General features: G+C 64.3%; 10 protein-coding genes. 3 read left to right on the top strand and 7 right to left on the bottom strand.

Translation table 11 applies throughout. The features are described 5' to 3' along the window. Nucleotides 1-45 precede the first annotated feature (45 nt). Nucleotides 46-561, top strand: coding sequence for an Lrp/AsnC family transcriptional regulator (locus ACSFC5_RS20795; RefSeq protein WP_440767130.1), 516 nt, complete (start codon nucleotides 46-48; stop codon nucleotides 559-561). 30 nt (nucleotides 562-591) lie between these two features. Here ACSFC5_RS20795 and ACSFC5_RS20790 read toward each other — a convergent pair whose 3' ends face one another. The 4 genes from ACSFC5_RS20790 to ACSFC5_RS20775 form a co-directional block, all read right to left on the bottom strand. Next, nucleotides 592-2,004, bottom strand: coding sequence for an aspartate aminotransferase family protein (locus ACSFC5_RS20790; protein WP_440767129.1), 1,413 nt, complete (start codon nucleotides 2,002-2,004; stop codon nucleotides 592-594). Between the two features lie 174 nt (nucleotides 2,005-2,178). Further along, entirely contained in the window at nucleotides 2,179-2,625 is a 447-nt protein-coding gene (locus ACSFC5_RS20785; protein WP_440767128.1) for a GNAT family N-acetyltransferase, read from the bottom strand. A 147-nt stretch (nucleotides 2,626-2,772) separates the two neighbouring features. Next, nucleotides 2,773-4,743 carry a hydantoinase B/oxoprolinase family protein gene (locus ACSFC5_RS20780; protein WP_440767127.1) on the bottom strand — a complete coding sequence of 657 codons (1,971 nt, stop codon included), beginning with the start codon at nucleotides 4,741-4,743 and terminating at the stop codon, nucleotides 2,773-2,775. Between the two features lie 2 nt (nucleotides 4,744-4,745). After that, entirely contained in the window at nucleotides 4,746-6,770 is a 2,025-nt protein-coding gene (locus ACSFC5_RS20775; protein WP_440767126.1) for a hydantoinase/oxoprolinase family protein, read from the bottom strand. A gap of 286 nt (nucleotides 6,771-7,056) precedes the next feature. Between ACSFC5_RS20775 and ACSFC5_RS20770 the strand changes: the two genes are divergently transcribed. Then, a complete protein-coding gene (locus ACSFC5_RS20770) occupies nucleotides 7,057-8,487 on the top strand; it encodes an amidase (RefSeq protein WP_440767125.1) in 1,431 nt (476 codons plus the stop codon). A gap of 70 nt (nucleotides 8,488-8,557) precedes the next feature. Here ACSFC5_RS20770 and ACSFC5_RS20765 read toward each other — a convergent pair whose 3' ends face one another. Together ACSFC5_RS20765 and ACSFC5_RS20760 are read right to left on the bottom strand one after the other, a co-directional pair. Then, nucleotides 8,558-10,393, bottom strand: a complete 1,836-nt coding sequence (locus ACSFC5_RS20765) for a hydantoinase B/oxoprolinase family protein (RefSeq protein ID WP_440767124.1) — start codon at nucleotides 10,391-10,393, stop codon at nucleotides 8,558-8,560. A 6-nt stretch (nucleotides 10,394-10,399) separates the two neighbouring features. Beyond that, nucleotides 10,400-12,493, bottom strand: a complete 2,094-nt coding sequence (locus tag ACSFC5_RS20760; RefSeq protein ID WP_440767123.1) for a hydantoinase/oxoprolinase family protein — start codon at nucleotides 12,491-12,493, stop codon at nucleotides 10,400-10,402. Nucleotides 12,494-12,665: 172 nt separating this feature from the next. Here ACSFC5_RS20760 and ACSFC5_RS20755 point away from each other — a divergent pair, with 172 nt between their 5' ends. Continuing rightward, nucleotides 12,666-13,871: an acyl-CoA dehydrogenase family protein gene (locus ACSFC5_RS20755; RefSeq protein WP_440767122.1), complete on the top strand. Its 1,206-nt coding sequence runs from the start codon at nucleotides 12,666-12,668 to the stop codon at nucleotides 13,869-13,871. Nucleotides 13,872-14,807: 936 nt separating this feature from the next. On the opposite strand, the gene ACSFC5_RS20750 is transcribed toward ACSFC5_RS20755, so the two are convergent. Further along, nucleotides 14,808-15,539: an aspartate/glutamate racemase family protein gene (locus tag ACSFC5_RS20750; RefSeq protein ID WP_440767121.1), complete on the bottom strand. Its 732-nt coding sequence runs from the start codon at nucleotides 15,537-15,539 to the stop codon at nucleotides 14,808-14,810. Between the last annotated feature and the right edge of the window lie 15 nt (nucleotides 15,540-15,554).

Below are 15,554 nucleotides of genomic sequence, written 5' to 3'. Positions count from 1 at the left end.
TCGAATGCGAGTCGCACGGAACCCGCTGGCGACGAACTGACTACTATGGACACGAACGAACGCCCCGCCGTGGACGAGACGGACGTTGCGATCCTCGAGCGGGTCGAACGCGACGCCGACGTAAATCTCGCGGAGCTAGCGGAGGAGCTCGAACTGTCGAAATCGGCGGTACACTACCGGCTGAACAAGCTCAAAGACGCCGACGTCATCACCGCCGTGTCGGCGGACGTGGACCCGCTCGCGCTCGGGCTCAACATGGTGGTGATCACGGAGGTGTCGGTCGCACACGAGAGCGACTACGCCGAGGATATCGGCCAGTCGCTCACCGCGATCGATGGCGTCTTTCAAGTGTACTACACGATGGGAGACGTCGATTTCGTCGTCCACTCACGGGTGCAAAACCGAGAGCAGATGAACGACCTCGTCGACGAAATCGTCTCGATCGACGGCGTCGACGAGACGTCCTCGAAGTTCGTGATGCGGGAGCTGAAGACGAGTACACGGGCGGTCGCGAACATGTCCGAAGAGATGGTTCGAGACGCCGTCGACGGCACCGACTGATCCCTGCGGACGAAACCGGCGGCGTCTGGGTTAGCGGCTATTCTCGGTATAGGACTCGAGCGCGTCGGTGATGATATCGAGCCCGATCTCGGCCTGTTCGTTCGTCATGACAAGGGGCGGCAGGAGTCGGAGCACGCCGTTTTGTCGGCCGGCCTTCCAGACAAGGACGCCCTGCTCGTAACAGCTGGTCTGGACCGCCTTGACCATCTCCGCGTTCTGGTTCCCGTTCTCGTCGATCAATTCGACGCCGATGAACAGCCCGCGCCCGCGCACCTCGCCGATCAGGGGGCTATCGACCGCTCGGATTCGGTCCCGGATGTACTCCCCGAGCTGGGTCGCGTGGTCGAGCAGGTCGTGCTCTTGAATGTATTCGATCGCGGCGATCCCGCCGCGCATGGCCGGGAGGTTCCCGCGGAACGTTCCGAGGTGGCCGCCAGGCCCCCACGTGTCGAACTTCTCGTGGTACAACATCGCGCCCAGCGGAAGGCCGGCGCCACCGATTCCTTTCGCCATCGTCATCGCGTCGGGGGTCACGCCGGCGTGCTCGCCGCCCCACCACTCGCCGGTGCGGCCGAAGCCGGACTGGATCTCGTCGAAGATTAACAGCGCGTCGTTGTCGTCCGCGATGTCGCGCAGTCCCTGCAGGAATCCCGCGGGCGGGACGACGACGCCGCCCTCGCCCTGAATCGGTTCGACCCAGATCGCCGCCGGCGGCTCGTGGCCGCTGTAGGCGCCCTCGAACTTCTCTTTGACGGCCTCGAGCGACCGCGCACAGGACACCTGCCCGCAGCAGTCGTCCTGCGGACAGAGCGCCGTCGCGCCGTCGTTCGGGAGGCGTTCGCGATAGGGGTCGGGGTACGGAACGTGAACCGTGTCGGGCAACATTGGCTCGTAACCGGCCTTGTACGCCCGGCCGCCGGTGAGGCTCAACGCCCCGGCCGACCCGCCGTGGTAGGAGCCCTCGAACGCGAGCAATCCGTGGCGGCCGGTGTTGTGTTTCGCCAACTTGATCGAGCCCTCGATGGCGTCACTGCCCGAGGGGCCGCCGAACACCATCCTGCTGTTCCCCCGCAATCCCGGCGGCGCGATCTCGCCGATCGCGTCGATGAAGTCCAGTCGGGCTTCCGTCGGGAAGTCGATCGTGTGGACGAGTTCGTTCGTCTGCTCGTTGACTGCCTCGAGCACGTACGGATTCGAGTGGCCGACGTTCAGCACGCCGATGCCGGCGAAGAAGTCGAGAAACACGTTCCCGTCTGCGTCCTTGATCGTCGCGCCCCGACCTTCGGCGAACGCCAGGGGGACGGATTTGGGATACGCGACGGCGCTGCTGTCGATCTCGGCCTGTCGCTCGAGTAACTGCTGTGAGCGCGGGCCCGGAATCGACGTGTCGACGTGCGGTGCGTCATCGAAGTGGAGTTCCGCTATGGGTGGTCCTCGGGTCATCAATAGAGGGTTCGCGGAGCGTCCTAAAGACCTTTGTTAACTGTACACATACAGGTTTCCCGAGACGTCGCTCGATGTCGCTCCTCGAGTCGCGGCTCTCCGTCGGTCACAGCTCCCTGGCAGTCGTCCGTTCGACGGTTCACGACCGAGGATTTCCCGTCCAATCGTCCACGCTCACTCGTGATCGCTCGTGAGATCGTACTTGAACGAGTAGCAGTACTTCTCGTAGCCGAGCGCGTCGGTGTAGAACCGGTGTGCGTCGTCGCGCCAGTGGCCCGACTCGAGTTCGACCGCCACGCAGCCCTCCGTCGCCGCCCAGTCGTGGACGAACGAGAGGAGCTGTTCGCCGAACCCCTCCGAGCGCCGGGACTCGGTCGTCACCAGGTCGTAGACGTAGGCGTGCTTGCCGAGGTAGAAGTTGGTCGCGGTTTTGGCTCCCGCGACGGCGACCATCTCGTCGTCCTCGTAGAGACCGAACAGTCGGTACCCCTCCTCGTACATCTGCTCGTACTGTTCTTCGAACAGCGCCTCGTCCAAGTGCGTCCGCAGTTCGTTGAGAATCGGGAACGCCTCGCGTCGTTCCGCGTCGGTCGATAGCTGCTGGATGGTTATCTTGCTCATCTGTCACTCGCCTCGACGATCCCGCCGCTGGCCGACTGAACCCACCGCTCGGTGGCGTCGGCGACGGCGATTGGTCGATAGCAGTGGAGTACACACGGAGTATCGTCAAAAGCGTTTTGTCAGGCCGCTGCCGGCTATAGGCGACCTCTACTGCCACTCCGCGGCGGCTCGTCGACCGAGCATCTCGCGGAACTGCTCGGTCGTGCGCTCGAGCAACTCCTCCGTCTCCCACTCGAGGATGACGCCGTATTGGCGGACGAGATCGCGCTGGTCGAGTTCGCCTTCGCGGTAGCGTTCGGCGACCGATTCGGGATCTTCCTCGAGCCAAGACTCCCGGTTCTCCCGAATGTGATCACGCGCCTGCTCCGTCGCCTCGAGATCGATCTCGTACTCGCACAGATCAGGATCGACGGCGTCGATCACGACGCCGTAGTCCGTCTCCGCTCGTTCGATCGAGACGTAGTCGTCGATGACGTCCTCGCGGACCGCCTCGGGGTCGCGCTCGAGCGGATCGCCGAAGCCGCCGCCGCCGGAGGACGGCCGAACGAACGCGTCGCCCTCCTCGATCGGCCGGTTGGAGAAGACGGTCCCCATATCCTCGGTCTCGCCGTCCCGGGTGAGCGACACGCCGTGTGGGATTCCCGGGAGGCCGCCGTTGAGTCCCCACGTGATCGAGCGGGACCGATCGGAGCAGTAGGAGATCACGCTGTTCTCGCTCTCGAGCAGGCGGCCGCCCTTCCGGACGCCGCAGCCGCCCCGGAACTCGCCGGGGCCGGCGGAGTCCGTGACGATCGAGTGCTCGCTCGTCAGCAGCGGCGTGTCCCGCTCTTGGCCCTCGAGCGACTGGACGGCCAGTCCCGCACCGAAGACCGGAGCGGTCGCGTTCGCGCCGTCCATCCCGTCGCGGCCGCCCCAGCCGCCGGCCATCCAGTCGTACCACATGAACTCCTCGCCGTCGCGGTCGGGGCGACGGTCGGTGCCGCCCGAGAGCAGGTACTCGAGGTTGAACGCGCAGGCCATCGCCCGTTCGGGGAGCACCTCCGACCACATCTCGAAGATGGCGTTCATCACCTTCTCGTAGGCCCCAGCGACGGAGCCGGTGACGGGGACGGGCTCCGGCGCGTTGACCACGGTCCCTTCGGGGAGCGTCGCGTCGACGACCCGGTACATCCCCGAGTTGAGCGGCACGTCGGGGAAGAACATCTTCGTCCCGGCGATCACCGCGGAGAACGACGTCCCGTACGTGGAGTTGAGGAAGTTGCCGATGTACTCGTCCGACCCAGAGAGGTCGTAGTGGACCTCGTCGTCGTCGATCGTCATCTCGACGTCGATCGTGACGAACCCCTCCTCCTCGGTGGGGTCGCCGTCGATGTAGTCCTGGGTTCGCCACGTGCCGTTCGGAAGCTCCCGGATCCGTTCGCGCATGATCCGCTCGACGTAGTTCTTCGACTCGTCGAACGCGGTCTTCACGGTGTCGATCCCGTACTTATCGACGAGTTCGAGCAGGCGCTCCTCGGCGATCCTGGTCGCCTCGGTCTGTGCGCGCATGTCGCCCAGGCGATCCTCGGAGAGGCGCATGTTCGACACCAGCAGGTTGGCGACGTCCTCTTGGAACTCGCCGCGGTCCCAGATCTTCAGCGGCGGGATGCGAAGTCCCTCCGCGAAGTAGCTGCTCGCCTCGATGTTGAACGAACCCGGCGACGGCCCGCCGACGTCTGCCCAATGGCCGTTCGACTGCGTGACGGCGATGAGTTCGTCGTCGTAGAACACCGGCCGCATGATGCGGACGTCGTTGATGTGCGTCGCGCCGAGGTAGGGATCGTTGACGATGTAGACGTCGCCGGGATTGATGTCCCCCTCGAAGTACTCGAGCGTTTCCTTGCAGGTGTAGTGGAGGGTTCCGACGTGGACGGCGATGTCCTGTGAACCCTGCATTACGGTGTTTCCCTCCGCGTCGTTCAGGCAGTTACTGAAGTCGCGGTTGTAGATGACGAAGGAGTAACACGTTCGCTGAATCTGTTCGGCCATTCGGTCGACGAGGTTCGTAAACGAACTCCGCAGGACCTCGAATGTGACCGGGTCGAGGTCGATATCGGTGTGTGCGTTGGATTGTGACATAGTTATATCTCGATGATCAGGTTCCCCGTCGCTTCGACTTCTGCGGTGGCCTCCGGCGGGACAACCACAGTGGAGTCCATCTGTTCGACGATCGCGGGGCCGCTAACCGTCTCGCCCGCGCCCAGTCGCTTGCGTTGGTAGAGGTCGGTCTCGACGAACTCGCCAGCCGACTCGAAGTACACTTCTCGCGTGCCGAGGTGGGCGTCCTCGAGACCCCCCGAATCGATCTCCGGGAACGACGGCTTCTCGACGACGCCGCGTCCCGTGACGCGGATGCCGTAGATCTCGACGGTCGCGTCGCGATCCGAGTAGGCGTAGACGCGCTCGTGTTCCTCGTGGAACCGCTCGCGGATTGCCTCGACGCTCTCGATCGGTAACGAACACGGCACGGCCAGCGACCGCCACTGGCCCGCGTACCGCATCTTCACCTCGTGCTCGAGCCGGATCTGGTCGTCCGCGATCTCTTCGGCGCGCAGGCGGTCGAGAATCTCCGCCTCGACCTCTCTAAGCGTCTCCTCGAGGTCGTCGACGATCTCCTCGGTCGCGTTCGCGACGAACGTCTTCGAGAGGTCGTGTTCGACGTCGACGAGCAGACATCCCAGCGCGGAGTTGATTCCGGGGTACGGCGGAACGATCACGTTCGGAATGTTCATTTCCTTGGCCACGTGGGCGGCGTGCATCGGCCCGGCGCCGCCGAAGGCGACGATCGCGAAGTCGCGGGGATCGTACCCCTTGCTCGTCGAGACGAGCCTGACGGCGTTGCACATGTTCGCGATGGCGATCTGCTCGATCGCGGAGGCCGCCTCGGTGACGCCGAGATCGAGCGGGTCCGCGATCTCGCGTTCGATGACGTCTCGAGACGGGCCGGCGGTCGCGTCCATGTCTCCGCCGAGGAACTTGTCGGGGTCGACCCAGCCCAGCAACACGTTCGCGTCGGTGATCGTCGGCTTGTCGCCGCCGCGCATGTAGCAGGCGGGGCCGGGGTCTGCACCTTGGCTGCGCGGCCCGACGCGCAGCGAGCCGCCCTCGTCGATCCAGGCGATCGAGCCGCCGCCCGCACCGATCGTCTTGATGTCCGTCGAGGGGAACATGATCGGATAGCCGTACTCGACGGCCCACTCGTCGGTCATCTCGATGTCGCCGCCGTAGGTGAGCGAGACGTCGACGCTGGTGCCGCCCATGTCGAAGCCGATGGCGTTATCGAACCCGCACTGTTCGGCGATGTACTGTCCCGCGATCGCTCCCGCCGTCGGGCCGGAGTTGGCGATCCGGGCCGCGTAGTAGGCGATCGCGTCGGTGGTCATCACGCCTCCGCCGGAGTGCATCGCGAGCACGTCGTTGTCGTAGCCGCGGTCGCCGAGTTGGCGTGCGAGATCGGTCAGGTACTCCCTGACGACGGGCACCAGCGCCGCGTTGACGATGGTCGTGCTCGTCCGCTCGTGCTCGAACATCTCGGGGAGGATCTCGTGGGAGCAACAGACGAACGCGTCGGGGTGTTCCGCCTCGACGATTTCCTTGACTCGACGCTCGTGATCGCCGTTGACGTAGGCGTTGACCAGCGAGATCGCGATGGTTTCGATGCCCCGTTTCTCGAAGATTCGGACGGCCTCGCGAACGTCGTCCTCGTCGAGCGGCGCCACGACCTCACCGTTGTAATCGATTCGCTCCGTCACCTCGAGTCGATCCCGGCGAGTCACGTAGGGCTCTGCGACGTCGGTGTAGGCGTCCCAGACGTCCTCCTTGGTCGCGTCACGGATTTCGTGGACGTCGCGAAAGCCCGCCGTCGTTATCAGTCCCGTTCGCGGCAGTTCTCGCTCGATCAGCGCGTTGGTCCCGACGGTCGAGCCGTGCGAGAAGAAGTCCAGGTCGGCGATCTCCGTCTCCGCCTTCGTCAGCCCGTTGATCACTCCCTTCGCGGAGTTCTCCGGCGTCGACGGCGTCTTCGTAATCTCGATCGTGCCGGTCTCCTCGTCGAAGACGATGAGGTCGGTGAACGTCCCGCCGATATCGATACCGGCTCGAGTCATGATATCATCTCACGTAGTAGGACACCGATGTGGTATATAACGTTTTAGTCGGAACGGCGGGAACGGACGGCTAACCCGACCGACACGACCGATGTGGCTGACGTCGATACGACTAAGACCGACGGGGGAGAGTCGAACTCATGAGCCTGGGTTTCCAGTGTCACGGACAGCACGGCCGACGGACTCGAAGCGAGAACGATCGACTGCCTCGAATCGTGAACGAGTACCTGTGCGGTAAACGATGGCGTCGTATCGAGGGAGCGGTCCGAGTGGAGGGTGAGCGACGATGAGCGAATCCGGTCTCGCCGAGATGCGAACCCAGGCGGACCGCCTCGGGTTCGACCTCCCGGATTCAATCCTCGAGGAGATCCTCGAGACGGCGGACGCCGGCGAGGAGCGCGCGACGGCCGCCGTACGGACCACTGAGGGCGTCGGCCGCCGCTCCGAGGACGAGGAGAACGCGCTGCTGGCCGTTTTCGACGAGCCGCGAGTCCGCACTGATTCGGGTCCGCTCGCCGGCAAAACGCTCGTGGTCAAGGACAACATCGCCGTCGCTGACCTCGAGATGACCTGCGGCTCCGCGGCCTACTCGGTGGTCCCGTCGTTCACCGCCCCGTCGGTCGACCGCCTCCTCGAGGCCGGCGCCGGACTCGTCGGTAAGGCCAACATGGAGCCGTTCGCGATGGGACCCACGGGCGAGTTCAGCGACTTCGGGCACGTCACGAATCCGCTCGACCCCGATATCGTCGCCGGCGGCTCCTCGAGCGGCAGCGCGGCGGCCGTCGCGGCCGGCACCGTCGACGTCGCACTCGGCTCCGACACGGGCGGCAGTATCCGCATTCCGTCGGCCTGCTGTGGCATCGTCGGCGTCAAGCCGTCTCACCGGCTCGTGCCGCGGAACGGCTTCGTCGACTTCGCTCCCTCGCTGGATACGATCGGACCGATGACGCGGGACGTCTCGACGGCCGCCAGCGCGCTCGCGGCGATGGCCGGACGGGACCCCCGCGACCCGACCTCGGCCGACCGCTCGCTCGCGTTCGAGACGTCCGACGATCTCGACGACGTCGACGGGCTGACCGTCGGCATCCCCGACACGCCGTTCGAGCGAGCATCGGACGAGGTCGCCGACGCCGTTCGGACGATCACCGATCGGCTCTCGACGCTCGGGATCGAGACGGTGCCCGTCGAACTCGATCTCGGCGACACCGAAGCGGCCTACCTGAACATCGGCGCGGCGGAGTTCTCCTGGCTCGTCTCGGGCAACGGCGTCACCAGAGGGCAGGGGACCGGCTACGACGAAACCCTCCGTCAGGCGTTCGAGTCGGCCCGGGAGGCGGGACTCGGCGAACACGTTGCGAGGCGTATCCTGCCACCCGCGTTCCTCGACATGACCAGCGGCGGGGCCTCCTACGCCGCCGCTCGCGAGGAGGGCCTCGCCTTCTCCGCTCGACTCGAGACGGCGTTCGACGCCGTCGATGCCCTCGTCACGCCGACGCTTCGCGTTCGGCCGCCGGCAGTCGAGACGGTCACGACTCGAGCGGATCTGCTCCCGATCCTCGGCAACACCGCCCCCTTCAACATCGCCGGGACGCCAGCCGTGACGGTCTCGGTGACCTCGGTCGACGGCCTGCCGGTGAGCGCGCAGGCGGTCGCCCCGCAGTTCGAGGACGCTCGAGCGCTCCGTGTAGCGCGGGCACTCGAGCGCGTCGCCGACTGACCGGTCGATGCGCCCTTCTGCTGTTCGCCGTGCTGACGTTCGCGAGTGAAAACCGAAGAAGAGATTTCGACTATTCGCCGCGCAGTTCCGCCGTCGCCGCCGTATCGAGTGTCCCATCTTCGATGACGACGCCGTACTCCTCGCGGGCGTCGGTCGCCGACACCAACCCGTCGAGGTAGTCCTCGTAGACGGTATCTGCCGGCCGCTCGTGGGGATCGCCGTAGCCGCCGCCGCTCGCCGTCTTGATGAGCACGCGGTCATCGGCTTCGAACTTGTAGCCGGACTCCTTCGAGTGCAGGTCGAGCACTTCGCCATCAGCTTTGATGTGCTGGAGGTCGCCATGGGTCCCTTCGCCGCCGCCGAACAGTCCGTGCGGGCGGTAGCTGTTCCCGTCGCCTTCCATCGTCATCACGGCGTCCGTCAGGAAGCGAGACTCCCGGACGATGCCGTGGCCGCCTCGAGTCCGACCGGCGCCGTGACCATCCTCGCGGAGCCCGTAGCGCTCGAGGCGCATCGGGTGCGAGAGCTCGATGTCCTCGACGGGCCGGTTCTTCGTGTTGTGGACGAGCGCGTCGACCGCGTCGAGGCCGTCAGCCCCGGGTCGGCCGCCGTAGGAGCCCTCGTTCACCTCGAGGTAGACCCAGTACTCGCCCGCGTCGTTCGTCCCGCCGTAGCTCACGAAGTACACCTGTCCGCAGGTGCCCGCACAGACCCGCTCGGGAATCGCGTCCGCGAGCGCCTTGATGATGAGGTCGCTCATCTTGTCGACCTGGTTGATGCGGGCGAACGCCGACGTCGGCGGCGTCGGGTTGAACATACAGCCCGGTCGGGCCTTCGGGTGGACCGGCGCGAACGTCCCCGAGTTCTGTGGCAGGTACTCGTCGCGAACGAACGTGTCCATCAGCAGCGACCGAATCGTGAAGTAGATGCAGACGTCCGTCGAGCCGTGGAACGGAACGTTGTACCCCGTCGGCGTCTGGTCGGCGGACTTGCTCATGTCGACGGTGATGTCGCTGCCGTCGACGGTCACCTCCGCGGCGATCTTCAGGGGGACGTCCCGGTTGCGGCCGTCGTCGTCGAGGTAGTCCTCGGCGTAGTAGGTGCCGTCGGGGATCGTCCTGATCTCGTTGCGCAACAGCGCCTCGGCGTAGTCCATGAGCGCCTCGCCGGCGTGTTGGATCTCCTCGAGCCCGTACTTTTCGACGAGGTCGAGGTAGCGATCCTTCCCGACGTTGCACGAGGAGATCTGGGCCTGGAGGTCGCCGATGACCTCTCGTGGGGTTCGAACGTTGTCCTCGATGAAGTCCCAGATGCCGTCGACCCGCTCGCCCTCCTCGTACACCTTCGTCGCCCGGAACAGGCTCCCCTCGGCGTACATGTCCTCGAGGTCGATCGCCAGCCCGGGCGTCGCGGAACCGATATCGAGGTGGTGAGCCGTGTTCGCCGCCCAAGCGATGTGTTCGCCCTCGTAGAAGATCGGCACCGCGACGGCGATGTCCGGCGAGTGGCTCGCGCCGTAGTGAGGGTGGTTGTGGATGAAGACGTCGCCCTCGTTGATGACGTCCTCGCGATCGACGCCGCGCTCCTCGAACGTCTTGTACATGCCGTCGAGATAACCGATGAGCGAGCCGACGTGCATCGGCGTGGAGTCGCTCTCGCACAGTTCGCGACAGTCGGTGGTGAAGATCCCCGCGCCCATGTCCTCGCTCTCGCGGATGATCGAGGAGTACGACGAGCGGATGAGTTTGTAGCCCATCTCCTGGGCGATCGTGTCGAGTTCGCCGCCGATGACCTGCATCGTCACCGGGTCGATGTTCCGTTCGCGGAGGACGTCCGCCGCCGTCGTCTCCGCGCGCTCGTCGTCCGTTGCGTCCGTCTGGTTCGTGTTCGTGGGGTTGTTAGTCATTGGTGCTCACTCCGTCCGCAGTTTGATCGATCCGTTCTCGCCGATGGTCGCCTCCCAGCCGGGGTTGACGACGACCGTGCTGTCGAACTCGTCGATGACGGCCGGCCCGCCGATCACGTGTTCGGCCGCCAGTTTCGCGCGGTCGTACCGCGGCACGGTCATCTCCTCGGGGTCGTCGGCCGTTCCGAAGACGACCGTCGATTCCGTCGTCTGGGCCGCGGAGAGATCTCCCGTCGCCGGGATTTCGGGGGGTGCATAGGACTGTACCTCACCGACCGCGGTCACGCGCACGTTGAGGAGTTCAACGGGGTCGTCCTCGAAGTAATGGCCGTACTCAGCCTCGTGTCTGGCCTCGAACTGCTCGCGGAGTCTGGCGTGCCAGTCGCCGTCCGTCCCGTCGAAGTCGATGTTCAGTTCGTATCCCTGCCCGTCGTAGAGGCAGTCGACCGACGACCTGAACGTCCAGTTCGAGGCGTCGATCTCGTCTCGCTCTAACTGCTCGCGTCCGCGGGCCTCGAGCCGATCGAACGCCTCCTCGATGAACGCGCCGTCGACCTCCTCGAGCCGACTGCTGACCGTCTGCTGGTAGTCGTACTTGACGTTCCCCGTCAGGAGCCCGCGAGCGGACGCGATCCCGGGCGACGGTGGAACCAGGACCGTCGACACGTCCAGCTTCTCGGCGATGCTCGCGCCGTGCATCGGCCCGGCGCCGCCGAAGGCCACCATCGTGTACTCGCGCGGGTCGTACCCACGCTGGACGGTCTGTTCGCGGATCGCTCGGTACATGTTCGTGTTCGCGACCTCGAGCGCCGCGAGCGCGGCCGTTTCGGGCGTCTCGAACTGCGCCTGATCGGTGCGATCGCAGAGCTTCGTCTGCAGGGCCTCCCGCGAGCGTTCCGGCTCGAGGTCGAGTTCGCCACCGAGGAAGCTGTCGGGATCGATCCGTCCGAGGACGACCTGTGCGTCGGTCGTCGTCGGCCGGTCGTTGCCGCGGGCGTAACACGCCGGACCGGGGTCCGCGCCGGCGCTCTTCGGCCCGACGTTAAAGCCCATCGCGTCGTCGAACCAGGCGATCGAGCCGCCGCCCGCGCCGATGGTCTCGATGTCGAGCATCGGGGTGATCGTGGGGTAGCCGCCGACGGTGCTGTCGCGGGGGTCGCGCTCGAGCACGCGCCCCGGAATCACGGAGATGTCGGCGCTGGTGCCGCCCATGTCCAGCATGACTAGATTCGGTTCGTCGACGTGGTTCCCCTCGAACTCCGCCGAGAGCACTCCGGCGGCCGGTCCGGAGACGAGCGTCGTGACGGGCCGTTCGGCCACGTTCCGGACGCTCGCCATCCCGCCGTTGGACTGCATGATGAGCACCTCCGCGTCGAACCCTTCGTCGGCGAGTCCGTCGCTGAGTCGGGTGAGGTACGTCGACAGCACGGGTTCTAACCGCGCGTTGATCGCCGTCGTCGTGAACCGCTCGAACTCCCGGAACTGGGCGACGACGTCGCTCGAGGTCGAAACGCTGACGTCGGGAAACTCCTCTCGGAGGAGTTCTTTCGTCCGATCTTCATGATCGCGGTTCAGGTAGGAGTGGAGATAACAGACCGCGATCGACTCGACACCGTCGTCGACGAGCTCACCGGCGCGTTCCAGCACTTCCTCCTCGTCTAACGGCGTAATGACATCGCCGGGCGGGTAGACGCGCTCCGTGACCTCCTTTCGGTGTCGCCGTTCGACGATCGGGTGTTCCTGCCAGGGGATCGTCTGCTGGAGGGAGAAGCTGTGGGGCTTTCGGTGGCGACCGATGTGGAGGACGTCCCGAAATCCCTCCGTTGTAAGGAGTCCAGTTCGCGCCCCTTCGTGTTCGATGAGGGCGTTCGTCGCTACCGTCGTTCCGTGGAGGATCTGGTCGACCGCGCCCGGATCGATACCGGCATGACGACACACCTCCACGGTCCCGGTGATCGTCGACTCCGACGGATCCGCCGTCGACGGCGTTTTGAATGTGAACTCGTCCTCGTCGGTGACGAGGATTACGTCGGTGTTCGTCCCACCAACGTCGACGCCGACGCGGATCTCACTACCGCTGGAACTACTCTTGCTAGTCATGCACAATCAATAGCTCTCCGCTGGAGGAGTTAACCGTTTCCCTCGGCGGATAGCGGTTTGCTAGCAGGGGACTCACGATGAGTTCCCCCTCGTCGACCGCTGGCGACGATGTGACGACCGCCGGACACCAGCCACGCGTAAGTTTATCTCGACAACCATACAAGGAATAGTGATGGCCACAGTAGCGACGGATACCGTAGCGCTGACTGCGCAGCAGGAACTCGTCAGGGACGGCATTCGCGACATCTGCAGCGAGTTCGACGACGAGTACTGGCGGGAGAAAGACCGCGCGGCCGAATACCCGACGGAGTTCGTGACGGAACTGGCAGATCACGGCTGGCTGGGAATTCTCGTTCCTGAAGCGTACGGCGGGGCAGGAATGGGGACCGCAGAGGTCGTCGTGATGATGGAAGAGATCGCGGCGAGCGGCGGCGGGTTCGCCGCCGCACAAGCGATCCACGGCGGGATTTACAACTCCGTTCCGATCGTCCGCCACGGCAGCGACGAACTCAAAGAACGGTTGCTCCCGGACGTTGCAGCGGGGGACGTCGCGATTCAGTCGCTCGGGCTTACCGAACCGAACGCGGGTTCGGACTCGACGTCCATCGAGACGGTCGCTGAAGAGCAGGAAGGGGAATACGTTATCAACGGGCAGAAGATCTGGATCTCGCGGGTCGACGCCAGCGACTACCTGCTCGTCGTGGCCCGGACGACACCGAAATCGGCGGCCGAAAAGCGAACGAAGGGGATCTCGATGTTTCTCGTCGACATCGACGACGCCGTCGACGCCGGAACGCTGACGATGCGATCGATTCCGAAATCTGCCAGCAACGCCGTCGGCGCCTACGAACTCTGGTTCGACGACCTGCACGTCCCCGCCGACAATCTCGTCGGCGAGCGCGGAAATGGCTTCTATCAGCTGCTTGACGGTCTCAACGAGGAGCGGCTGGTGATCGCGGCCGAGTGTCTCGGGCTCGGCGAACTGGCGGTCCGAACGGGCGTCGACTACGCCAACGAACGCGTGGTATTCGACCGGCCGATCGGAATGAACCAGGCCATCCAGCACCCGCTGGCGAAGGCGTACGCCGAACTACAGGCCGCGAAGCAACTGACCTACAGTGCCGCGAGCGCGGTCGACGGAGAGTCGGGAAGAGCCGTCGGCGCGCAGGCGAACATGGCGAAGTATCTGGCTGCCGAAGCCGCCTTCGCGGCCGCCGACGCCGCAGTCCAGGCCCACGGCGGATTCGGCGTCGCACGGGAGTACGATGTCGAACGCTACTTTCGGGAAGCGCGCCTCACTCGACTCGTACCGATCACGCAAGAACTCGTTCTCAACTACGTGGGGGAAAACGTGCTTGGGCTACCGCGATCGTACTGATCGCTGAGTCGTCCACTTCTGACCGGTGCGACTCCGGTATTGATTGTTAGTATTGACGCGCTATCGAAGTGAACCGCTCGGGCATCCGATTCCCTTCCGACTGTTTTGCTGTAGCCGGCGTCGTACCCGTCTCAGAGCGACGAACCACTGTCAGGTCGACGGCGACTCTCGCCGTTTGAGTATAAAACGTTCGTTGGTGCCGAACGACATCGTTCTTCTGTGACGTGTTTGTCAGGAATCGATCCGAGTGGTCGATTCCTGACGTCGAAATCGTGGGTGGGTTTACCTACCATGGATCTCCCTTTCAAACCACAGAGCCTCGAATATACGAACTACAGATAAATTTCCGACCTTAGAAACTGTATCGGAACTATTTGAGAGAATAAATAGTGATTTGGTGCAATATGGGCGGATATAATGAATATAGACTGCAGAGAGGCGTTTCTCGTAATCATGATCCCTCGGTGATTAGTAGCATATAAAAGTCGACGTTACCGAACGAACGCGCCACCGTCAATCAGTGTGAAAACCACAGTACTGCAGTGCTATAGACCCTTGGAGTACCCGATCGACCCGCCGGTCGTGTCTTTCCGTTGACGGCTGGTTCTCCACGACTGTTTACAGAAGTACGTCTGTAATAGATAGATTCCAATACCGTCACGCATGCAAATGATCATCTCTGATAGCGATCACACTCCCTCATATTTACAAAAGTACCTGTGTAATTTCCGACGGAAAGAGTCGGAAACGTTCTCGAGTTTCGATCCGCCCGGCGAACGCTGCTCGCTCACATATAAGGTTCGGTAACAACGAACGATGGCCGATTGTGTTGCTCTTCGTTCCACACGTTCACCGCTCGAATCTTCTAGAGAGCGGGTGCTCATGGGGCTGCGTCGAATCGAGAACGGAAGGGAGATCGACCGCTCGAGTCCGTCCCTACAGCTGGTAGCGCTCGGGGTAGCCGACGATCTCCTTCGACTCCGGCCGTTTGTAGGTCCTGACCGCGCTCGTACGCTTGCCGAGTTGGACGAGACTCTCCGCGAGCACGGCACCCGCGCCGACGCTGTCGATGACGGGCACCGGGAGTTCCGCTTCGAGCGGGCCGTCGAGACCGCCCATTCCGGCGCAGCCGAGACAGATCACTTCGGCGTCGTCCTCCTCGACGGCCTCCCAGCTCGCCTCGAGAAGCGCCTCTGCCGCCGCGTCACGCGTGCTTTCGGTTTCGACGACGGTCAGCTCCGTACAGCGGACCGACGCGCAGTGGCCGTCCAGCCCCGTCTTTCTCACCGCTTCCTCGATGAAATCGCGCGCTCGAGGGAGGATCGTGACGACCGAGAAGTTCGCCCCCAGCATGTTCGCGACGTACATCGAGCCCTCGGCGATGCCGACGACCGGTTTGTCGGTGACCTCCCTGCAGGCGTCGAGCCCCGGATCGCCCCAGCAGGAGTTGACGAACGCGTCGAACTCGTCGTCCTCGTCCTTGAGGATCTCGTCGAGGATACCGGGGACGGCGAGGTAGTCGTCGTAGTAGGATTCGATACTGATCGGCCCGCGGTCGGGGGAGGCGGCGACGACTTCAGTGTCGTCGCTCGTGTACTCGTTCGCGACCGCGCCGATGTTCTCGGTCATCTCGAGGGTGGTGTTCGGATTGATAGCTTTGATCTTCATAGTCTCGCGCCACGG

This window comes from Natronorubrum marinum, assembly GCF_052040125.1.
In the GTDB taxonomy this organism is placed as follows: domain Archaea; phylum Halobacteriota; class Halobacteria; order Halobacteriales; family Natrialbaceae; genus Natronorubrum.
The sequence above is the reverse complement of the archived record's forward strand: the minus strand, read 5'-3'. Positions and strand labels throughout refer to the sequence as shown.